General features: G+C 71.3%; 21 protein-coding genes. 12 read left to right on the forward strand and 9 right to left on the reverse strand.

Features of this window, described 5'->3' with window-relative positions; translation table 11 throughout:
- Positions 1-139: 139 nt before the first annotated feature.
- Positions 140-2341 (reverse strand): carboxypeptidase-like regulatory domain-containing protein, encoded by a 2202-nt coding sequence (locus tag AB0J93_RS13255; RefSeq protein ID WP_363921348.1) that lies wholly within the window; start codon positions 2339-2341, stop codon positions 140-142.
- Between the two features lie 102 nt (positions 2342-2443).
- Between AB0J93_RS13255 and AB0J93_RS13260 the strand changes: the two genes are divergently transcribed.
- From AB0J93_RS13260 to amcA, 5 genes are all read left to right on the forward strand, one after another.
- On the forward strand, positions 2444-2806 hold the full coding sequence (locus tag AB0J93_RS13260) for a sterol carrier family protein (protein ID WP_363921350.1): 363 nt from the start codon (positions 2444-2446) through the stop codon (positions 2804-2806).
- 162 nt (positions 2807-2968) lie between these two features.
- On the forward strand, positions 2969-4531 hold the full coding sequence (purF, locus tag AB0J93_RS13265) for an amidophosphoribosyltransferase (protein WP_363921352.1): 1563 nt from the start codon (positions 2969-2971) through the stop codon (positions 4529-4531).
- Between the two features lie 64 nt (positions 4532-4595).
- Positions 4596-5750 (forward strand): phosphoribosylformylglycinamidine cyclo-ligase, encoded by a 1155-nt coding sequence (gene purM, locus AB0J93_RS13270; RefSeq protein ID WP_363921355.1) that lies wholly within the window; start codon positions 4596-4598, stop codon positions 5748-5750.
- Positions 5751-5927: 177 nt separating this feature from the next.
- Positions 5928-7031: a cyclophane-forming radical SAM peptide maturase AmcB gene (gene amcB / locus AB0J93_RS13275; protein WP_363921556.1), complete on the forward strand. Its 1104-nt coding sequence runs from the start codon at positions 5928-5930 to the stop codon at positions 7029-7031.
- The gene (gene amcA / locus AB0J93_RS13280) at positions 7000-7236 is read left to right on the forward strand and encodes a multiple cyclophane-containing RiPP AmcA (RefSeq protein ID WP_363921357.1); all 237 of its coding nucleotides are present in this window, start codon (positions 7000-7002) and stop codon (positions 7234-7236) included. The genes amcB and amcA overlap by 32 nt, the downstream gene beginning before the upstream one ends.
- A gap of 146 nt (positions 7237-7382) precedes the next feature.
- On the opposite strand, the gene AB0J93_RS13285 is transcribed toward amcA, so the two are convergent.
- Entirely contained in the window at positions 7383-7595 is a 213-nt protein-coding gene (locus AB0J93_RS13285) for a DUF3073 domain-containing protein (RefSeq protein ID WP_093403828.1), read from the reverse strand.
- A gap of 368 nt (positions 7596-7963) precedes the next feature.
- Positions 7964-9046, reverse strand: a complete 1083-nt coding sequence (locus AB0J93_RS13290; RefSeq protein ID WP_363921359.1) for a Glu/Leu/Phe/Val dehydrogenase dimerization domain-containing protein — start codon at positions 9044-9046, stop codon at positions 7964-7966.
- Between the two features lie 272 nt (positions 9047-9318).
- Between AB0J93_RS13290 and AB0J93_RS13295 the strand changes: the two genes are divergently transcribed.
- Both AB0J93_RS13295 and AB0J93_RS13300 read left to right on the forward strand, forming a co-directional pair.
- A complete protein-coding gene (locus AB0J93_RS13295; protein ID WP_269740393.1) occupies positions 9319-10158 on the forward strand; it encodes a hypothetical protein in 840 nt (279 codons plus the stop codon).
- A gap of 252 nt (positions 10159-10410) precedes the next feature.
- Positions 10411-10620, forward strand: coding sequence for a BldC family transcriptional regulator (locus tag AB0J93_RS13300; RefSeq protein WP_007073996.1), 210 nt, complete (start codon positions 10411-10413; stop codon positions 10618-10620).
- Between the two features lie 100 nt (positions 10621-10720).
- Here the strand turns inward: AB0J93_RS13300 and AB0J93_RS13305 are convergent, their stop codons facing one another.
- Positions 10721-11101, reverse strand: a complete 381-nt coding sequence (locus tag AB0J93_RS13305) for a PPOX class F420-dependent oxidoreductase (RefSeq protein WP_203999126.1) — start codon at positions 11099-11101, stop codon at positions 10721-10723.
- Positions 11102-11155: 54 nt separating this feature from the next.
- Here AB0J93_RS13305 and AB0J93_RS13310 point away from each other — a divergent pair, with 54 nt between their 5' ends.
- Entirely contained in the window at positions 11156-11935 is a 780-nt protein-coding gene (locus tag AB0J93_RS13310; RefSeq protein WP_363921362.1) for a methyltransferase domain-containing protein, read from the forward strand.
- Between the two features lie 80 nt (positions 11936-12015).
- On the opposite strand, the gene AB0J93_RS13315 is transcribed toward AB0J93_RS13310, so the two are convergent.
- A complete protein-coding gene (locus tag AB0J93_RS13315; protein ID WP_363921364.1) occupies positions 12016-12312 on the reverse strand; it encodes a hypothetical protein in 297 nt (98 codons plus the stop codon).
- A gap of 194 nt (positions 12313-12506) precedes the next feature.
- Between AB0J93_RS13315 and AB0J93_RS13320 the strand changes: the two genes are divergently transcribed.
- Both AB0J93_RS13320 and AB0J93_RS13325 read left to right on the forward strand, forming a co-directional pair.
- Entirely contained in the window at positions 12507-13451 is a 945-nt protein-coding gene (locus AB0J93_RS13320; protein WP_363921366.1) for a 3-hydroxyacyl-CoA dehydrogenase family protein, read from the forward strand.
- The gene (locus tag AB0J93_RS13325; RefSeq protein ID WP_363921368.1) at positions 13448-14194 is read left to right on the forward strand and encodes an enoyl-CoA hydratase/isomerase family protein; all 747 of its coding nucleotides are present in this window, start codon (positions 13448-13450) and stop codon (positions 14192-14194) included. Before AB0J93_RS13320 ends, AB0J93_RS13325 begins: the two co-directional genes overlap by 4 nt.
- Positions 14195-14253: 59 nt before the next feature.
- Here the strand turns inward: AB0J93_RS13325 and AB0J93_RS13330 are convergent, their stop codons facing one another.
- On the reverse strand, positions 14254-15612 hold the full coding sequence (locus AB0J93_RS13330; protein ID WP_363921370.1) for an ABC transporter substrate-binding protein: 1359 nt from the start codon (positions 15610-15612) through the stop codon (positions 14254-14256).
- A gap of 154 nt (positions 15613-15766) precedes the next feature.
- Here AB0J93_RS13330 and AB0J93_RS13335 point away from each other — a divergent pair, with 154 nt between their 5' ends.
- Entirely contained in the window at positions 15767-16156 is a 390-nt protein-coding gene (locus tag AB0J93_RS13335; RefSeq protein ID WP_363921372.1) for a hypothetical protein, read from the forward strand.
- A 34-nt stretch (positions 16157-16190) separates the two neighbouring features.
- On the opposite strand, the gene AB0J93_RS13340 is transcribed toward AB0J93_RS13335, so the two are convergent.
- Positions 16191-16703 (reverse strand): SRPBCC family protein, encoded by a 513-nt coding sequence (locus AB0J93_RS13340; protein ID WP_363921374.1) that lies wholly within the window; start codon positions 16701-16703, stop codon positions 16191-16193.
- Positions 16704-16899: 196 nt separating this feature from the next.
- Here AB0J93_RS13340 and AB0J93_RS13345 point away from each other — a divergent pair, with 196 nt between their 5' ends.
- The gene (locus AB0J93_RS13345) at positions 16900-17871 is read left to right on the forward strand and encodes a hypothetical protein (RefSeq protein WP_363921376.1); all 972 of its coding nucleotides are present in this window, start codon (positions 16900-16902) and stop codon (positions 17869-17871) included.
- 76 nt (positions 17872-17947) lie between these two features.
- On the opposite strand, the gene AB0J93_RS13350 is transcribed toward AB0J93_RS13345, so the two are convergent.
- Positions 17948-18382, reverse strand: a complete 435-nt coding sequence (locus tag AB0J93_RS13350) for a hypothetical protein (protein ID WP_363921378.1) — start codon at positions 18380-18382, stop codon at positions 17948-17950.
- Between the two features lie 4 nt (positions 18383-18386).
- On the reverse strand, positions 18387-19085 hold the full coding sequence (locus tag AB0J93_RS13355; protein ID WP_363921380.1) for a cation transporter: 699 nt from the start codon (positions 19083-19085) through the stop codon (positions 18387-18389).
- Positions 19086-19188 lie beyond the last annotated feature (103 nt).

The following is a 19188-nucleotide window of genomic DNA, read 5'->3' on the forward strand; positions in this document are numbered from 1 at the left end:
CCGGGGGCGGCACGTCACCTCGTGTTGGTGCCGTGCCTCCCCGCGTCCGACCAGGACGGAACCACCGCGACGACTGCTCGGGCCTTGCCGGCCGCCGCATGGACGGCGTCCTCGGCTCGACCGAGGACTGCGACAGGATCTAGTCGTCGAGCCAGTCCAGGCGGCGACCGCCGCGGTCCTGGGGTGCGCCGTCGGGACGGCCGCGGCCGGCCTGTGCCGGGTCGCTGTAGCCGCCGCCCTGGCCGTAACCACCCTGGTCGTAGCCGTTGTCGTAACCGCCGCGCTGCCGTGGGGGCTCCTGACCGTACCCGCCGCCGGCCGGGGCGCCACCGTAGCCACCCTGGTCGTACCCACCGCGTGGCGGTGTGTCCTGGCCGTATCCGCCGCCGGCCGGGCCGCCGTAGCCACCCTGGTCGTAAGCGCCGTCGTAGCTGGTGTTGTCGTAGCCACCGCGCTGGTGCCCGGCTTCCTGGCCGTAGCCCCCGGCCGGCTGGTCGTACCCGCCATTCGGTGCTGCGCCGTAGCCGCCGCCCGACTGCCCGGGAGGGTAGCCACGGTTCGGGTCGCCCTGGCCGTATCCACCGGCCGGCTCAGCCTCGCCGTAGCCGCGAGTCGCGTCGCTCTGGCCGTACCCGCCCGGCTCGCCCTGGCCGTAGCCACGGTTCGGGTCGCTCTGGCCGTAGCCTCGGGTCGGGTCGCTCTGGCCGTACCCGCCGGCTTCACCCTGCCCGTAGCCGCCCGGCTCGGACTGGCCGTAGCCCTGGCCGGGCTCCGGCTGGTACATCCCGGTGGCGTACGGGTCGGCGGGGGCCGGGTAGGCCGTCTCCTCGCCCTTGTAGCGGCCGGTCGGCTCGTCGTAGCCGCCACCTGCCGGAGGGTAGTCCGGGCCGGCGTTGCCGGCACCGTAGTCGCGGCTGCCGTAGCCGCTGCCGGACGACGGACTGTTGCCGTAGCCGCCGCCGGACGACGGACTGTTGCCGTAGCCGCCGCCCGACGAGGGGGCGTTGCCGTAGCCCGGAGCGCCGTAGCCGCCCGGCTCGTCGCCGTAACCACCACCACCGGACCAGCCGCCCGGCCCGCTCGCGGCACCGTAGGGCTGCGGCGGTGCGCCGTACGGGTCCGGGGGAACGTCGTCGACGACCGGCTGGTGCATCATCGTCGGCGCGTTGGCCAACCCGGCACCGCCGACCATTGTCGGGTCCGGTGCGCCACCGACCCGGTTCACCACCCGGGTCTGGTCGTCCGCGCCGACGAACGAGCCGCGGGCCGCCGGGACCGCACCGGCCGGAGCGCCGGCGGGAACATCACCGTCGGGTTCGCCGTCCTCGTTCTCCTTGCGCTTCATCCAGAGCAGCACGATCGTGCCGACACCGACGGCCACGAAGAGACCGCCCAGCAGGATGAGCAGCCAGTTGCCGAAGCCACCGGAATCCTCGTTGGAGGCAGGGGCCTGGGCGGCGGCGCTCTCGGCGGCGGTCTCCTCCTCCTCGCCGAGTTCGTCCTCGAACGGATCCTCGGTCGGCACCGCCGACTCGGTGGCCGACGGGCTGGCGCTCGGGCTTTCCGAGGCCGCGATCGGGAGGGTGATCCGCCGTCCGGTGATGCTCTGCCCGGCGTTGGCGGTGAAGCTCGCCACGGCGTTCTTGTTGTCGGCGCTCGCGCCGATGTCGATCCGCCCGGGCGCGATCGGATTGTCGCTGCTGCCGGTGAACCGGAAGTTGCCGTCGCCGTTTGTGGTGGTGTCGCGCTGCTTGCCGGCGCTGTCCTTCAGCAGGACGTACGCGCCCGCCACCGCGTCACCGCCCTGGTCGACGACCTTGCCGGAGATCGACCGCACGGTCTGCGGCGCCTGCGTCGTCGGCGGCGGCGCTGCAACCATCGTGACGGTGGTCGACGCTTCTTGTTCTCCTCGGACCAACCCCTGGGCGTCAACAGCCTTGACGGTGATGGTGGCCGTTCCGTTGGAGGCGTCGTTGGCGAGGCGGAAAGTCGCCTGAAATTGGCCGTTTGAGTCGACCCGGCGCCGCTCGCATCCGTCGACGCAGGCCAGCTTTCCGTTGTTCGAGCTGACGGTGACGTCTGCGGGCGGTGCGTCTTCCTCGAAACTAAGTGAATAGCTGACCGTGGTGGTCTTGCCAGCCTCGACTCTGCTGGGGGAAGCCGACACGTTGTTGATGTTGGGAGCGGCGAAGGCGGGTGTGGCTGGGGCGGCGAGCAGGGCGCCGATCATCAGCGCCACGACCACACCGGCCCGCTTGTGCCAGGCTCGTCGGTGTGTTGACACGTCCACCGCCTTCCGGACTGACCTCCCCTGTCCGGCGGGTGCCGGTCGGGGGAACATCACGGTACGAATACGCCGTCGGCAACTATGCCTTGTCGGGCCGGATCGGCGCGACCCAGGGCCAGCGTGACGGTCGGCGCGGTCACGCCGTATCGTCCCGTCGTGTCCTCTCCGTACATTAAGTCCGCCTCGGTGGCGGCAGCGTTGTCGGCGCTCGACGAGGGGCGTGCACCCGAACGGTCGGTGCTCCGCGAGGCGGTCAGGGCCTTGTTGACCCTCCTCGCGGACCGCGCCCCCGGCCGATCGGTGGAGGTGCGTGTCCCACCTTACGGTGCAGTTCAGTGTGTGCCGGGGCCGCGACACACCCGCGGTACTCCCCCGAACACGGTGGAGATGGATCCGGAAACCTGGCTCGGGTTGGCCGCGGGGCGACTCGACTGGACCCGGACGGTTACGGAGGGTCGCGTCAAGGCGAGTGGGGCTCGCGCGGACCTGTCCGCGTATCTGCCCCTCGAACTGGGGTGACGGCTGAGACCGGATGACGCATAGCGGTGACAGTGTGACTGTATGTGGCGACATGGATTCGCGTACACTGTCAGGCGACGACAGTGTGGTCCCGGCCGAGAGGTGCGGAGCAACCCCCGTGGTTCCGCCAGGCCAGTCCAGACCAGCAAGAGGGAGCGGCAGGTGCCCCGAGGCGACGGCCGGCTGAGCCACGACCTTGATCCCCAGCGACCCGGCCCCCAGGACGCGTGCGGAGTCTTCGGCGTCTGGGCCCCGGGGGAGGAGGTCGCCAACCTGACCTACTTCGGGTTGTACGCGTTGCAGCACCGGGGTCAGGAGGCGGCCGGCATAGCGGTAAGCGACGGCTCCGGCGTGGTGGTCTACAAGGATCTCGGCCTGGTGGCCCAGGTCTTCGACGAGCCGACGTTGGCCAGCCTGCGCGGGCATGTCGCGATCGGGCACGCGCGTTACTCCACGACCGGCGCGTCGACCTGGGAGAACGCCCAGCCGACCATCCGGGCGACCAGTTCGGGCACGACCATCGCGCTGGCACACAACGGAAACCTGGTCAACACGGCCGAGTTGCAGCGTGAGGTGGCCGAGCGCAGCCTGGGCGCCGACGGTTCGACAAACGACACCTCGTTGGTCACGATGCTGCTGGCCAGCCGGCCGGATCTTTCCGTCGAGGCCGCCGCGCTGGAGGTCCTGCCGCAACTGCGAGGCGCGTTCAGCTTCGTCTTCATGGACGAGTCGACCCTCTACGCCGCGCGCGACCCGCACGGCGTGCGTCCGCTGGTGCTGGGCCGACTGGAGCGCGGCTGGGTGGTGGCCAGCGAGACCGCCGCGCTGGACATCGTCGGTGCCAGCGTGGTCCGCGAGGTCGAGCCGGGCGAGCTGATCGCGATCGACGCGGAGGGGCTGCGGTCCACCAGGTTCGCCGCCCCCGAGCCCAAGGGTTGCCTCTTCGAGTACGTCTACATCGCCCGGCCGGACGCCACCATCGCCGGCCGCAACGTGCACGCCGCCCGGGTGCAGATCGGGCGGCAACTGGCCAAGGAGCACCCGGTCGACGCTGACCTGGTGATCCCGGTGCCCGAGTCGGGCACGCCGGCAGCGATCGGCTACGCCGAGGAGTCCGGCATCACCTACGGTGCCGGCCTGGTGAAGAACCCGTACGTGGGACGTACCTTCATCCAGCCGTCGCAGACGCTGCGTCAGCTCGGCATCCGGCTCAAGCTCAACCCGCTGCGGGAGAACGTGCGGGGCAAGCGCCTGGTCGTGGTCGACGATTCCATCGTCCGCGGCAACACCCAGCGCGCGATCGTGCGGATGCTGCGCGAGGCCGGTGCGGTGGAGGTGCACGTACGCATCTCCTCGCCGCCGGTCTCCTGGCCGTGCTTCTACGGCATCGACTTCGCCACCCGCGCCGAACTGCTCGCCAACGGCCTCGACAACGACGGCATCCGGCGCTCGATCGGCGCGGACACGCTGGGCTACGTCTCGTTGTCCGGCCTGATCGCCGCGACCGAGCAGCCGAAAACGCGGCTCTGCCGGGCCTGCTTCGACGGGGAGTACCCGATCGAGCTGCCCGTCGGCAACCTGATCGGCAAGCACGTGCTCGAAGGGATCGGCCGTCGGGTCGCAAACCGTACGGCCGAGGACATCGACCCCGCCGAGCAACTCGTCCCGCCACTCGACAGCAGCTTCGGCGACCTCAAACCGTCGGCGACCACAAACCGCCCGTAGCACCGCCCGGCTGCCGTGCCGGTCACCGTCGACGCGACAGCCGAGAACCACAAAGGGGAGAACCGTGACGCACGTGTCCGAGCGCAGCGGCGCAGGAAGCAGCCCGAGCGGCGCTGGCGGGGACCGTCAGCCATGGACGGCCGGTTCCGGCCGCCCGGCGCGCAAACGCGCGGTCTCGTACGCGGACGCTGGCGTGTCCATCGAGGCGGGCGACCGTGCCGTGGAACTGCTCAAGTCGAAGGTGAAGCAGACCCGCCGGCCGGAGGTGATGGGCGACCTCGGCGGCTTCGCCGGCCTGTTCCGGCTGGACACCACGAAGTACAAGCACCCGATCCTGGCCTCCTCCACCGACGGCGTCGGCACCAAGCTGGTGATCGCCCAGCAGATGAACATCCACGACACGGTCGGCATCGACCTGGTCGCGATGGTCGTCGACGACCTGGTCGCCTGCGGCGCGGAGCCGCTGTTCCTGCTGGATTACATCGCCACCGGCGAGGTGGTACCGGACAAGGTCGCCGAGATCGGCGCCGGCATCGCCGACGGCTGCCGGTACGCGGGCTGCGCGCTGCTGGGCGGGGAGACGGCCGAGCACCCGGGCGTGCTGCGCCCCGACGAGTACGACATCTCCGCCACCGGCGTCGGTGTGGTGGAGGAGAGCGACATCCTCAGCTCCGAGCGGGTCGAGGTGGGCGACGTGGTGATCGCGATGCGCTCGTCCGGCCTGCACTCGAACGGCTACTCCCTGGTCCGACACGTGCTGCTGGGCGCCGGCCGGATGCGCCTGGACGTGGTGATCGACGACTTCGGTCGCCAGCGCACCCTCGGCGAGGAACTACTCACCCCCACCAAGATCTATGCGCAGGACTGCCTCAAGCTGATCGCGGAGGCCGAGGTGCGGGCCCTGGCCCACGTCACCGGCGGCGGTATCCCCGGCAACCTGGTGCGGATCCTGCCGGAGCACGTGGACGCCGTGGTCAACCGGTCGACCTGGAAGCCGCAGCCGGTCTTCGACCTGGTCCAGTCCAAGGGTCGGATCGAGGACCCGGAGATGGAAGCGACCTTCAACATGGGCGTCGGCATGTTCGCGATCGTGTCGGCGGAGGACGCCGACCGGGCGCTGGCCACGCTCACCGGGCGGGGCGTCGACGCCTGGCAGGTCGGCGAGATCATCGAGGGCACCGGTGAGGTGCGGATGGTCGGCCAGCACACCCGAGGATGATCACTTTGCGCTGATCGTCCGACCACCTGATCAGGGCTTCACCCGAGTGGCCGTCGCGGCCTAGCCTGAAGGGCACCCTCGAGAGCTGCGGGGGCGCGCCCATGCCGGGTCGCGCCCGGCAGCCCAAGACCGCTACGGAGGAGGGCGATGGCTGCGCGGGGACGGTCATTGGGCGGGATGCGGGGCCTGGCCACCGTCCCGTCGTACGTCGTGATGCAGCCCACCACCCTCTGCAATCTCGACTGCGCGTACTGCTACCTGCCGTTTCGGGCGGCGGACCGGCAGATGCCGGTCGCGGTGGCCGAGGCGGTGGCCGCCTCGGTGAACCGGTGGGCGTCCACGGACCGGTTCTCCGTGGTCTGGCACGGTGGAGAGCCGCTGGCCGCCGGCCGGGAGCGGTTGGCGGCGCTGATGGCACCCTTCGGGCCCGAGGTGGAGCACCACGTCCAGACCAACGCCACCCTGATCGACGACGCCTGGTGCGAGTTCTTCGCCCGGCACCGGATGCGGGTGAGCGTGAGTGTGGACGGGCCGCGGGAGCGCAACGGCGAGCGGGTGAGCCGGGCCGGCCGACCAGCGTACGACCGGATCGTCCGCGGGGTGGCCGCGTTGCGTCGACACGGGCTGCCGTTCTCGGCGCTCGCGGTGGTCAACGACCCGTCCCCCGGACGGGCCACCGAGCTGTACGACTACTTCCTCGACCTCGGTTGCGAGGTGCTCGGCGTCAACATCGAGGAGACCGAGGGAGTCAACACCCGGGACAACGCCCATGACGCCCCGGCCGTGACCGGGTTCTGGGCCGAGCTGGTCTCGGCCTGGCGGCGGGATCCCCGGATCCACCTGCGGGAGGTGGAGTGGTCGTTGCGGTACGCCGGGGCGGTGCTGGACGGGACGGCGGACGATCTGCTGCCCAGCCGGCTCGACCCGATACCGACCGTGGCGTACGACGGCTCGGTCGTGGTGCTCTCACCCGAGTTGGCCGGCTTCACCGATCCCCGCTACGGCGACTTCTCCAGCGGAAGCGTGCTCACCACCCCGTTGCACACCATCCTGGCCGCCGCGGAGCGCACACCCTGGGTCGGCGAGTTCATCGACGGTGTGGAGGCGTGTCGCTCCTCCTGCCCGTATTTCGGTTTCTGTGGCGGAGGCCACGCAGCCAACCGCTACTTCGAGCTGGGGCGTTTTGACGGTACGGAGACCGAGCACTGCCGCAACAGCAAGATCCGCCTACTGGAGGGAGTGTTGGAGCATGCCCGAGACCACCAGTCACCGGGAGCCTGAGACCGTGACGGGAGACGAGCCCGACCGGGTCGCCGACCGGGTGCGTGAGGCCGCTGCCGGACTCAACGCCCTGCTCCACGAGGCCGAGGTCGCGCGTCAACTACGGGCGGAGGTGGCGGGTGGCGACGGGGCCAGCGCGGTCTGCGCCTGGAACCACTTCGAAAACATCCCGACGTTCTACAACTGGAACAACCGTCCCCGCTGACCGGTCGGTGCCGAGGGCCCGCCACGCCGCCGGAGCATCGTCCGGCCGTGGTGGGCCCTCGACTCGTCGGGTGCTGCACGCCGCTGCGTAGCGGGCACATGCGTGAGCACGCGGGCAGTCACCGCGTGCTCAGATGTGACCGGGGGTCAGCGGGTCGGACGGACCCAGTTGTCCGGGTCGTCGTCGGAGTGGTCCTCGTCATCGTCGACGTACTCTTTGTAGTCGTCGTCGAAGTTGCGGTCCGACTTGCCGCTGCCGCCGAGTTCTCGCTGCAAGGCGGCGAGGTCGGTGTTCGGGGAGTGGTACTTCAGCTCCCGGGCCACCTTTGTCTGCTTGGCCTTAGCACGGCCGCGCCCCATGGCTCGACCCCCTCGCACAGAATGCGGGGCAGCCCGAAGGCGGGCCCCGATGACGTCAGGCATCTCTCGTGGCTCTTACGGTACATGGGGATGCCACCGTTCGGCACCTCGGGTTACCTACGACCACGACCGCGCGTTGCGGTTGTCAGGACGTCACCCATTGTACCCGGTAAGGGGCGGTGCCGAGATCGGTCGTGACACGGGGCAAATCTCCGCGAACGCGTCGTATGTTCAGTTTAGAGCGACCGGCAACCGGATTGGCCGGGCTGCGGCGTGTCGTCTCGCGTCCACCGCCCTGTTGGCGGTTCCCCTTGGTCGGACCCCGGGGCGTCGGGGGCGGGACACGACCCGCCCCCGACGGTGCGTCGTCAGCGCAGGTGGATCGTGCGCAGTCGGCCGATCTCGGCCATCCGCCGCTCGGCCAGCCGGTCCGCCGCCACGGCCGGCGGTACGCCGTCGGTGTCGGCGAGGCGGAGGATCTCCCGCGTGGTGTCGTAGATCCGGGTGGCGCGCAGCTTGGCCCGCTCGAAGTCGAAGCCCTCGATCTCGTCCGCGACCTGGATCACACCGCCGGCGTTCACCACGTAGTCGGGCGCGTAGAGGATGCCCCGGTCGGCGAGCAGCTTCTCCACGCCGGAGTGGGCGAGCTGGTTGTTGGCCGCCCCGGCGACCACCTTGGCGCGCAGCGCCGCCACCGTGTCGTCGTCCAGGGCGCCACCGAGGGCGCACGGGGCGTACACGTCGATGTCGGCGGCGACCAGCGCGGAGACGTCGTCGACGAGGTGCACCTGGGGGTGCGTGGTGCGGGCCCAGTCCAGTGCCCGTGCCTTGACGTCGGTGGCGACCACCTCGGCCCCGTCCTCCAACAGGTGACCGACGAGGTACTTGCCGACCTTGCCCAGCCCGGCGACGCCGACCCGCCGACCGTGCAGCGTCGGTACGCCCCAGACGTGCTCGGCCGCCGCCCGCATGCCCTGGAACACGCCCCAGGCGGTGAGGATCGAGGAATCGCCCGCCCCGCCGTGCTCGCGGCTGCGGCCGGTGACGTACCGGGTCTCCCGGGCGATCACGTCCATGTCCGGCACGTAGGTGCCGACGTCGCAGGCGGTGTAGTACCGGCCGCCCAGGGACTCCACGAAGCGGCCGTAGGCGCGCAGTAGCGCCTCGCTCTTGATCTGCTCGGGGTCACCCCAGATGACCGCCTTGCCGCCGCCCAGGTCCAGGCCGGCGAGGGCGTTCTTGTACGCCATGCCGCGGGAGAGGTCGAGCACGTCGGCGAGGGCGGCCTCCTCGCTGTCGTACGGGTAGAACCGGGTGCCGCCGAGCGCGGGACCCAGCGCGGTGGAGTAGATGCCGATGATCGCCTTCAGGCCGGTCTGCTTGTCCTGGCAGAACACGACCTGCTCGTGACCCGTGGACTCCGGGTCGTCCGTGGTGGCGAATACGCCCATGACTGGCTCCTGTGTCGGCGGGCGCCCTTGTGAGGCGCGGACCTGGTCAACGCCGGCGGGGATGCTGCCGGTGTTGCGAGCCTAGTATCGGCGCGTGTCGCGCCGCTCTCCCGAGTAGTCGTCGTCCCGCCCTGCGGGCAGTCCGTCCCGGCCTCGCCGTCGTCGCGGGCGAGGGGGCAGCGCGGGGCTTTGCCCGGGTTGCTCCTGCGCGGCGCGGGTCGCCCGATGACGCCGAGCAACGCTCGGCTTGCCGTTCGTGGGAGGATCGCGCCGTGCCGTCGCTCTTCGCTTCATACCTGCGCGTGTACGAGCCGCTGACCGCCTTCGACCGGGATCGCCAGTCCTACTGGCGGCGCTACGTCGAGCAGGGGCGGGCCGTGGCGCCGGTCGAGGGGCCCGGCCGGCAGCGGACCTCGGTGATCGAGGCGCTCGGTGCCGGTTGGACGCGGCTGCCGGACCTGCCGGACGAGGCGTACGTGCTGGAGACCGACGAGACCCTGCTGGTGTGTCCGTGGAACCTGCGTATCCGGGTGGCCGAGGCGGCGTTGAGCGCGCGGGACGGCGTACCGCCGGTGCTGGCCGACGCCTTCGTGCCGCCGGTGCTGGCCGGGCAGGCCAAGGCCGTGGTGGAGGACTGGCGCAGCGGTGCCCGGGTGCTGGAGCACGGCGTCCCCCGGGTGCACGAACAGATCGCGACCTGGGGCGTGCCGCTGCGCTGGTTCGTGCTCTTCGAGGCGCAGGAGCGCAACCACGTCACCGTTCCGGACCGGCGCTCGCTGCGCTTCCGGACGGAGATCTCCAAGGCCCGCCGCCGCTCGTCCCGGGCGCTCGCGGTGCTCCGTAAGTCGGTCGGCGACGCACCGATCACGGAGGCGGTCGAGGAGGCGGCCCGCTGGCTGGAGGAGTTCCACCCGCGTTCGGTGGTGGAACTCGACTACGGCGGGTTGGTGGAACTGCTCTCCGACGAGACGCTGGCCGAGGACGACTCGCCGGAACTGGTCGCGGCCGGGCTGGCCGGGCTGTCCCGGGGCGAGGCGGAGGAAGCCTCGGCGGCGTACGACAAGTTGGTCGCCCGGTGGCGCGCGGTGCAACTTCTGGAGCGTTGCAACTAGGCCCTTAATGTCCTAATTTCAGGGCTCAACGCGAGACTGGTTCGTAGTTGACGCATCACGAACCGTGATCATGAGTCCGAATAAGTTACTTTCTGGCGTGTAAAAGTCGTATAAATCGGGCATGGTTCATCCGTCCGTCTAGGGACGTTCGGCCGTTCGGCCCATGTCGGACATCGGGGACTAGCCGGACCATGGGAGACGCGTCGGCCGGCGGGACCCCGGCCGATGTCTATACATGTGGAGGAGTGACCGATGGCATCGCGAACGCACGAACCAGAGCCGCTACTCACACCGGCCGAGGTGGCGTCGATGTTCCGTGTCGACCCGAAGACGGTGACCCGTTGGGCTAAGGCTGGCAAGCTGAGCGCCATCCGGACCCTCGGCGGCCACCGCCGATACCGCGAGTCTGAGGTCAGGGCACTGCTGCAGGGGCAGATTCCGCAGCAGCGCCAGGGGGACTGACCACACGGTTGATAACAGAGCTACCCGAAGGGCGGCGGACTCGTTCCGCCGCCCTTCGTCATGCCCGGGCCGGCGAAGTCCCTGAGCCCCGGCCAGCCCGTCAGTCGGTCAGCTCGACCCGGATACCCACCGTGCCGCCCTCGCCCCGGCGCAGCCGGCTGCCGAGCAGGGTCAGCCGACCGATCACCCGGTACTTCTGCTTGATCAGGCCACGGATGCGGTTGGTCGCGCCCGGGTCGTAGAGGCTCGCCCGGGCGGGCACCGCCTCGCCGTGCGGCCGGCCGCGCACGTCGCAGGGGGCCACCGTGACGTTCCCACTGCGGCGGATCCGCTTCACCTTGCCGGCGTCGGCCGCCGACCACACCGCCAGGGCGTCGCCGTCGCGCACCGCCCAGACCGGGGTCGGCACCGCACGACCGTCCTTACGGAACGTCGTCAGGAGGATGTACTTCTCGGCGGAGAGGCGGTCCAGCGTGGTCACGCCGCCAGGATACGGGCGCTGCGGCCAACTGACCGGCCGGATAGCGTGAAGGATGTGACGGGGGAGCCACGGATCGGTGACGTCTTCGGGGAACTGCTGCGCGACGCGCTGGCCGTGGCGACCGGCATCGGTCCCCGGCCGCTGGCCGGTGGGCGCCTGCCCCGCCCGGTCATCGAGATCATCGAGCGGGACGACGGGTTGGTAAACGGCGCACCGGCCGCCCACTATCTCGACGGACCGCAGGACTGGCAGCCGCACGACCACCGGGCGGTCGACCGGGTACGCGGCGCGACGCTGGACATCGGTGTCGGCGGCGGACGGATCGCGCTGCTGTTGCAGGAGCGGGGCGTACCGGTCACCGGGCTGGACACCTCAGCCGGCGCGTTGCAGGTGTGCCGCCGCCGGGGCGTACGCGACCTGGTGCACGCCACCGTCGACGAGCACGCCGCGAACGGGCGTCGGTATGACACGTTCCTGCTGCTCGGCAACAACCTCGGCCTGATGGAGGGACGGGAACGGGCTCCGGTCTTCCTCGCCGCGCTGGCGGCACTGGCCCGTCCCGGCGCGCAGGTGATCGCCCACGGCACCGACCCGTACGGCACCAGGGATCCGGTGCACACCACGTACCACGAGAACAATCGGCGGCGGGGCCGCCTGGGTGGGCAGCTGCGGCTGCGACTGCGCTACCGGGAGCTGGGTACGCCCTGGTTCGACTACCTGGTCTGTTCGCCCGAGGAACTCGCCGGGCTGGTGCACGGCTCCCCCTGGCAGTTGGTCGACGTGGACAACCGCGACGCTCCGTACTACCTCGCCACCCTGCAACTGACCCGCTGAACCGGCGACAGCGCACAGCGGGAGTGTTGAGAAGGGCCCCTGCTCCACCGGAGGTGTCGACAGGGCCCCTTCCGCACACCTCAGACCTGGACGGTCGGCGGTAGCTGCTCCGGGGGGAGCCCGCCGTCGCCGTCGACCACCTCGTCGGGCTGGCCGTCCTCGTCGATGTCGACCATCGTGACGTCCACCTTGCCGTCACCGTCGGTGTCGAACTGGAACAGGTCGGCCTTGCCGTCGCCGTCGGTGTCGACCACCCACACGTCGGTCCGGCCGTCGTTGTTGGTGTCGGCACGCAGCAGCTCGACGCGCTCGTCGCCGCGCGTCTCGACGGTCCCTTCGGCGCCCGCGCCGTCCACGGTCTCCGGTGCCTGGCTCATCTGCTCGTCCTTCCCTCGGTTGTCGGCGGTCTGTACCCGATCTCGCCCGCCCCCACGCATGGGACCGGGGCCGGCGCTGCATAGGGTCGCAGCATGACTGAGCGGAGCGTACGGGCTGACACCCGGCGTGGCGGAGACCCCGCGCGCCGCAGGGTTGAGCCAGGGACCCATTCTCACTGTGCGGTGGTGTCGCGATGACGGAACGGTTCGTGGTGGTGGGTGCCGGCACGATGGGTCTCGGCATCGCGTACGTGGCGGCTGGCAGCGGTCACGCCGTGGAGTTGGTCGAGGTGGACCGGGAGCGCGGTGCCGCGGCGGTGCGGCGGATCGCCGAACTCGGGGAGCGGGCCGTGCGGCGGGGCAGACTCAGCGCCGAGCAGGCCGCCGCCGACCGGGCACGGATCACCCTGCGGGCAGGGCTCGCCGAGGTCGCACCGGCACCGGACGTGATCGTGGAGGCGGTACCGGAACGGGCCGACCTCAAGCGGGCCGTGCTCGCCGAGGCGGAGGCGCTGCGCCCGGCGCTGCTGGGCAGCAACACCTCCAGCATTCCGATCACCGACCTTGCGGCGGAGCTGAACCGGCCGGCGCGCTTCTGCGGGCTGCACTTCTTCAACCCGGTCTGGGCGATGGCGCTGCTGGAGATCGTGGTCGGGCCGGCCACCTCCCCGGAGACCACGGACGCGGCCGTCGCGCTCGCCGGCCGGCTGGGCAAGGACCCCGTCGTGGTACGCGACATGCCGGGCTTCGCCACGTCACGGCTCGGCGTGACCCTCGGGTTGGAGGCGATCCGGATGGTCGCCGACGGGGTCGCCAGTCCCGCCGACATCGACAAGGCGATGGTGCTCGGCTACCGGCACCCGGTGGGGCCGCTGGAGCTGACCGACCTGGTCGGTCTGGACGTGCGCCTGGACATCGCGCGGACGTTGCAGGCCGCGTACGGTGACCGGTTCGCCCCGCCGCCGCTGCTTGTGGAACTGGTCGCCGCTGGCCGGCTGGGCAAGAAGTCCGGGCAGGGCTTCTACCGGTGGACCGACGGGGTGCGCTCGGGCGGCAGCGAGCCTCTCGAGGCCGCTGGCGGCGCTTCGGCGGGACCGGTCCCGGACGGTGCGGGACCGTCGCCGGAGGCGGCGCGATGAGCAGCGGACTGCGGGTCGAGGAACAGCCGGACCGGCTGGTGGTGACGCTGGACCGGCCGGAGAAGCGCAACGCCATCGACGTCGACCTGATCACGGCCCTGCACGAGGTCTGCGCCGAGTTGGAGGCACGCCCCCGGATGCTGCTGTTGACCGGCGGCACCGACGGGATCTTCGCCGGCGGCGCGGACATCGCCCAGCTCCGCGAGCGCGGCCGGTTGGACGCACTTGCCGCGATCAACTCGGCGGCCTTCGCCCGGATCCGGGCACTGCCGATGCCGACCGTGGCGGCGATCGACGGGCCGGCCCTCGGCGGCGGTGCGGAACTGGCGTACGCCTGCGATCTGCGGGTCTGCTCGGCGCGGGCGGTCTTCGGCCAGCCGGAGGTGCGGCTCGGCATCCTGGCCGGTGCCGGTGCCACCCACCGGCTGCCGGCGCTGGTGGGTGAGGCACTGGCCAAGGAGCTGTTGTTCACCGGCCGACGGGTGGACGCGGCGGAGGCGCTGCGAATCGGCCTGGTGAACCGGGTGGTGGCCACGCCGGAGGAACTGCTGCCGGCGGCACACGGGCTGATCGACGAGATGGCCAAGGGTTCGGCGTTGGCGTTGCGGTTGACCAAGCTCGCCGTCGACGCCCCGGCCGCCGCGCATCCACAGCTGGACCTGGTCAGCCAGGCGGTGCTCTTCACCGACGAGGAGAAGCAGCGCCGGATGACCGAGTTCCTCGAACGGCGGCGCGGGCGCTAGGAGGCCCGGAAACAGCGACGGCCGCACCGTGCGCGGTGCGGCCGTCGGCGTCTGCCGGATCAGGAGGCCAGCGCGGCCAGCGGTACGTCGGCGTCGGCGAGCGCCCGGATCACCGCGGCGGACTCGCTGAAGCCGATGATCAGCACCGCGTCGGCCCCGAACTCCTTGATCTGCTTGGCGCCCGCACCGAAGTTGATCGGGGCGGCCTCGGCGTCCTCCCCGGGCTCGTAGCCGAGCAGCTTCACCTTGTCGCCGCCGAATCCGGCCCGCTCCAGCTCGGCCCGCACGACTTCCCGGAGCCCCTTGCCGTAGGAGTCCTCACGCGCCACGATGGCGATCTTCTGTGGGCCGTCCCGGAGGATTACGTCGGCCAGCGCCCGCCCCTGGAGACTGTCCGGCGGAGCGGTGCGGAAGTAGAGACCCTTGTCGTCGGCCTCGGTCAGGTCCGCCGCCGTGTTCGACGGCGAGAACAGGATCAGGCCGGCGTCCACCACGTCGGGCAGCACGGCCGCGGAGATGCCCGAGCCGCCGGCACCGATGATCACATGCACGCCGGCGTCGATGTGGCTCGCCACGGTCGCCTTCGCCACGGCCGGGCTGGTGCCGTCGTCGCCGTCGATCCACACCACGTCCTCGCCGAGCACCCCGCCGGCCGCGTTGATCTCCTTGAGCGCGAGCGCCGCACCAGCCGCGATCGGCGGGTTGGCGATTGCCAGGTCACCGGTCTTGGGCAGCAGACCGCCCAGAACCAGCGGGGCTCCGCTCTCCGGGTCGGGGAAGGTACCGTTCTGCCGCTTGCCCTTCGGCGGCGCCTTCCTGCTGGCCGTCGACTCGTCACCGGCGCCGACGAACTCCGTCTTGGCGTCGTTGAGCTGCTGACCGTCGAAGTGCAGGGTGGCGTAGCTGGCGGTGGCCGGCTCGCCCGCGTCAGTGAAGCCGGCCCGGGTGATCGACACGCTGCGGTACTCGATGTCGGTGCCCTGGCGGGCCAGCCGCAGGCACTGACCCACCGAGGTGCAGCCCGCGCCGTCGTTCGTGACGCCCACGATCTGCTTGGCGATGGCCGCGGAGTCGGTCGAGCCGGCGAGCTGCGCCGCGAGTGCGCTGATCACCACCGCGTCGTACGCCTCGGCGGCGTAGAGGAAGTCGGTAAGCCTCGGGTCCACGGACCGTAGCCGGTTCTTGAAGTCGTCCGGCAGCGGCGTGAGCGGGGTGGTGCCCTTCATCCCGTCGACCAGGCCGGCGCGATCCTGCAACTCCTCCGGGTACGAGTTGAGCATGTTGCCGTCCGTGCCGTAGAGGCGCACCTGTTGGGTGGTCGCCTCCTCGGGCTGGTCTTCCCCGCAGGCACTGGTGGTGAGCAGGACCGTGGCGCAGACAGCCAGGATGGCCGTCCGCGAGCCGCGCGACATGTGCATGGTCGTCCTTCCTCGGGCGAAGGTCCGCTGCGCAGACTAGCGTGCCGTGACGGGCGGCGGGACCGTGGAGGCAGGTCTATCCGCAGGTCGCCTCCACCATGTGCGGAGAGTAATCGCGGCGGGTTCCTTGACCGCTACCCGTACTGTGCGGTCCGTGACCGACTCGCCACAGCAGATGTTCGAGGATGCCGCCGCCATCCTCAGCTCGGCCCTCGACGGGGACTCCGAGGCGGTGGTGGGGACCTTCGACGCGGTGGTCGACCGGGCCGGCCTGACCGGCGCGTACGACGTGGCGTGGTGCCTGGCCGCGACGATGGTCGGGGATCCGGTGCCGCCCGGGGCCTGCGCGCTCGACTTCCCGGGTATCGACCAGGCCGGGTACGACGCCCGATGGGTGGCCCGCTTCGTCAGCGCGTACGCCAACGCCGACCTCGACACCGCCCGGGCGCTGTTCGGCGCGGCGGCCGCCGACGGGCTGCTGCCGGAGTGCCTGCTCACCCTGGCCGGCTCGACGGTGGCGACGCTGCGGCATCGGGCCGACTGACCGTTCGCGTCGGTCATCGCGCCCGGCACGGCGCTCATGCCGGCGAGTGGATCAGCGCCGTCGCGTAACGGGAGAGCAACTCGTGCCAACCGGCGGTCAGGGCTTTTCGGTAACCCTCGGCAGCCGTGCCGTGCCGGTCGAAGTGCCGGTGCGTCACCTCGATGAGGGTGCCGGATTCGGCGGGAGTGAAGAGCACCTCGACCTCGCTGGCCCGCGCCGGATCGGGCACCGGTGCGCGATCCGCACCGATCTGCCAGGTGAACACCAGACGGCGGGGTGGATCCCAGGTCAGCACCCGCCCCCAGTCGTTGCGGAATCCGTAGGGCCCGACCTCGTAGAGCATCCCACCGGGGCGGGGCTCCATACCCAGTTCGGCCAGGAGGGCGGGGCCCGACCAGGTGTACTCCATCACCCACCAGTCGGCGAGCCGGCCGGTGAAAACCTCGTACGCTCGCTCGGCGGAGGCGGGCACGAACAGGGTGTTGCGGAGCGCGAACCGCTCAAGGTCCTGCTGGATGTCGGAAGGATCGGCCATCCCCTGTCCCATAGGCCCGGACCATACCGGCTCATGCCCCGGTGCGCAGCTTCCCCCGATGTCCGTCCCGCCTGATGATCGTTGTACTCGTCGATTCGATCCGATCATGTCCTGCTGATACGCCTCCTCACCGGGATGGCCGTCCGCAGAGCGGGTATGCGCGGCGGGACGTCGCCGGGCGGTCCGCGACGGTGGAGCGGAGCGGGACATGACAGACAGCGAAGAGCCCTCGGTGTCCAGTGCCGGGCAGCCGACCGGCCCGGCCGGTGGCGGTGGGCCGGAACCGGACGTGCTGCTCGACGTCCCGAAGGTCTCGGTCAACTCGATCCAGCTCTCTGTGGACCGGCTGGACGCCGACCTGTCCCTGCGCGCCCGGCTCGCCGGTCTGCTCCAGCTCGACGCCGGTGTCCGGGTACACGTCGAGGGCGTCGAACTCGACATCGAGGGCGTGGAGGCGCAGGCCCTGCTCAAGGTGCGCCTGGAGAAGCTGGTGACGATTCTCGACCGCGCGCTGACCACCATCGACCGGAACCCGCAGGTCATCGATGTGTTGGCCAATACTGCGAACGCGGTGTTGGAGGACGTGAACCGGGCGGCGGGCGAGGCCGCCAGCGCGAGCGAGCAGTTGGCTGCCACCGTCGGACCCGCCGCCGGGCAGGCCGCCGGACGGCCCGACCCCGCCCTGGGGCGGACCAGACCGGTGGATCCGGCAGCTGTCCGGTTCGCTGGTCCGGCGACTCAACCGCCCACCCGGTCTGGTCGGCCCGTCGGTGGGCCGGAAGAGGTCGCCGGCCCGTCGAGCCGGGCAGCCGGCGGCGCGGGGCCGGTGGATGGGCAGCCGGGCGGGGCGACCGACGAGTTGGGGCAGCAGGTGGGTGCCGTCGGGGCGGTCGCCGACCGGACCGCCGGACGCGAGCCGGACGACCGTGACCAGAGCCGGGGTCGGGAGCGGAAGCCGGATCAGGGTCGGGACCAGGGCCAGGCTCGGGGGGAAGGTCGGCAGGCTGGCCGGGGAGACGATGAGACTGCGCCGCCGGAGCACGGCCCACCCGGTCCCGGTGGAACGTCCGGCACGCGGCAGCTGGCCGAGCAGGCGGGAGAGACCCTGCTACAGGCCGGTCGTAGCGTCTGGGAGGCGATCCAGAGCGGTGTGACGCAGCACCGACAGCAGGATCGATGACCGGCCGGCGGCCAGCAGCGCGGCGGTGCCGCCACTTCGGATGAGCGATCCGAGCCGGGTGGTGGAGAGGTCTGTGTCAGCCGGCCAGTCGACCGAGGCCGGGCAGGAAACGCCCGACCCGTCTCGCGTAGCGGCGGTAGAACGCCCCTCCGGTCACCAACTCGGTGCGTTCGGACGGATCGACTCCGATGCGCCACGAGGCGCCCATGGCGAGTTGGGCGGCGAGCGTCGCGCCGATACCGGCGACGGTCACGACGAAGCCTGCGAGGTGCAGCGGTCGGTGGTCCAGACCGGGCAGCGGAGGCAGGCCGGCGAGAGCGGCGGCCGGGCCGGCGAGGCCGAGTACGAGGGCGGCGACGAACAGCAACTCGGCCCACCATCGCAGCGTGCCGGGCGGGCCGGCATCGAGACGCAGGCCGGTGTCTCCGGTGCGGCGCCACTGCGCGAGCGTGCGCCAGCCGAACGCGAGCAGCAGGCCGAGCAGGTAGAGCAGCCGTGCGAGCCGGGCCATGTCGTCACGCCTTCCGGTTGGTGCAGCAGTTGTCTGAGCAGCCCGAGGCCGGGCCGGCGGTGATGTCGGCGACCGCAACGGGTGCGCAGTCGTCGCAGTGCTCGCCGCGCCACGCCTGCACGCCTTCCCTCACGGCGACCCCGGCGATGACGAGCCCGGCGATCGGGTCCGCCCAGGACCAGCCCCACAGGGCGTTGAGGAGCAGACCGACGAGCAGCACCGCGGACAGGTACGTGCACAGCAACGTCTGGGTGGAGTCGGCCATGACCGTGGCGGAGCCGAGTTCGCGGCCAGTGCGACGCTTGGCGGCGACGAGCAACGGCATGACGATCAGCGAGGCGACGGCCAAGCCGATCCCGACCGGGCTGGCGTCCGCCTCTCCGCCGCCCAGCAGCGAGCGGCCTGCGTCGAAGCTCACCCACGCGGCCAGGGCGAAGAAGGACAGGCCGATCAGCCGCAGCGCCAGCCGCTCGCGATCCTCGGGCACCCGGGAGCGAAACTGCCAGATCAACACCGCAGCGCTGGAGACCTCGACGAACGAGTCCAGGCCGAAGCCGATCAGCGCAGTGGAGGAGGCGGCCGCGCCGGCGGCGATGGCCACCAGGCCCTCCAGCAGGTTGTAGCCGGCGGTGGCGTAGGCCAGCCACAGGCTGCGTCGGGACAGCACCGCCCGCCGGTCGGGGGCCAGTGCCGACGTGCTCACGCCTGCGCCTCTGCCGGCGGGCGGTTCGGCGCGCTTCCGGGCGCCGGGTCGCCGTACACCGGACAGAGGGCGACCGCCTCGCCCGTGGCCGCCAGCAGCAGTT

This window comes from Micromonospora sp. NPDC049374 (genome assembly GCF_040677165.1).
Taxonomy (GTDB): Bacteria; Actinomycetota; Actinomycetes; order Mycobacteriales; family Micromonosporaceae; genus Micromonospora.

Bases quoted from the DNA above. Each gene is read 5' to 3' on its own strand.
- AB0J93_RS13255 (WP_363921348.1), bottom strand. From the start codon at position 2,341: ATGTTCCCCCGACCGGCACCCGCCGGACAGGGGAGGTCAGTCCGGAAG.
- amcB (WP_363921556.1), top strand. From the start codon at position 5,928: ATGCGGGGCCTGGCCACCGTCCCGTCGTACGTCGTGATGCAGCCCACC.
- amcA (WP_363921357.1), top strand. From the start codon at position 7,000: ATGCCCGAGACCACCAGTCACCGGGAGCCTGAGACCGTGACGGGAGAC.
- AB0J93_RS13285 (WP_093403828.1), bottom strand. From the start codon at position 7,595: ATGGGGCGCGGCCGTGCTAAGGCCAAGCAGACAAAGGTGGCCCGGGAG.
- AB0J93_RS13290 (WP_363921359.1), bottom strand. From the start codon at position 9,046: ATGGGCGTATTCGCCACCACGGACGACCCGGAGTCCACGGGTCACGAG.
- AB0J93_RS13300 (WP_007073996.1), top strand. From the start codon at position 10,411: ATGGCATCGCGAACGCACGAACCAGAGCCGCTACTCACACCGGCCGAG.
- AB0J93_RS13315 (WP_363921364.1), bottom strand. From the start codon at position 12,312: ATGAGCCAGGCACCGGAGACCGTGGACGGCGCGGGCGCCGAAGGGACC.
- AB0J93_RS13320 (WP_363921366.1), top strand. From the start codon at position 12,507: ATGACGGAACGGTTCGTGGTGGTGGGTGCCGGCACGATGGGTCTCGGC.
- AB0J93_RS13325 (WP_363921368.1), top strand. From the start codon at position 13,448: ATGAGCAGCGGACTGCGGGTCGAGGAACAGCCGGACCGGCTGGTGGTG.
- AB0J93_RS13330 (WP_363921370.1), bottom strand. From the start codon at position 15,612: ATGCACATGTCGCGCGGCTCGCGGACGGCCATCCTGGCTGTCTGCGCC.
- AB0J93_RS13340 (WP_363921374.1), bottom strand. From the start codon at position 16,703: ATGGGACAGGGGATGGCCGATCCTTCCGACATCCAGCAGGACCTTGAG.
- AB0J93_RS13345 (WP_363921376.1), top strand. From the start codon at position 16,900: ATGACAGACAGCGAAGAGCCCTCGGTGTCCAGTGCCGGGCAGCCGACC.
- AB0J93_RS13350 (WP_363921378.1), bottom strand. From the start codon at position 18,382: ATGGCCCGGCTCGCACGGCTGCTCTACCTGCTCGGCCTGCTGCTCGCG.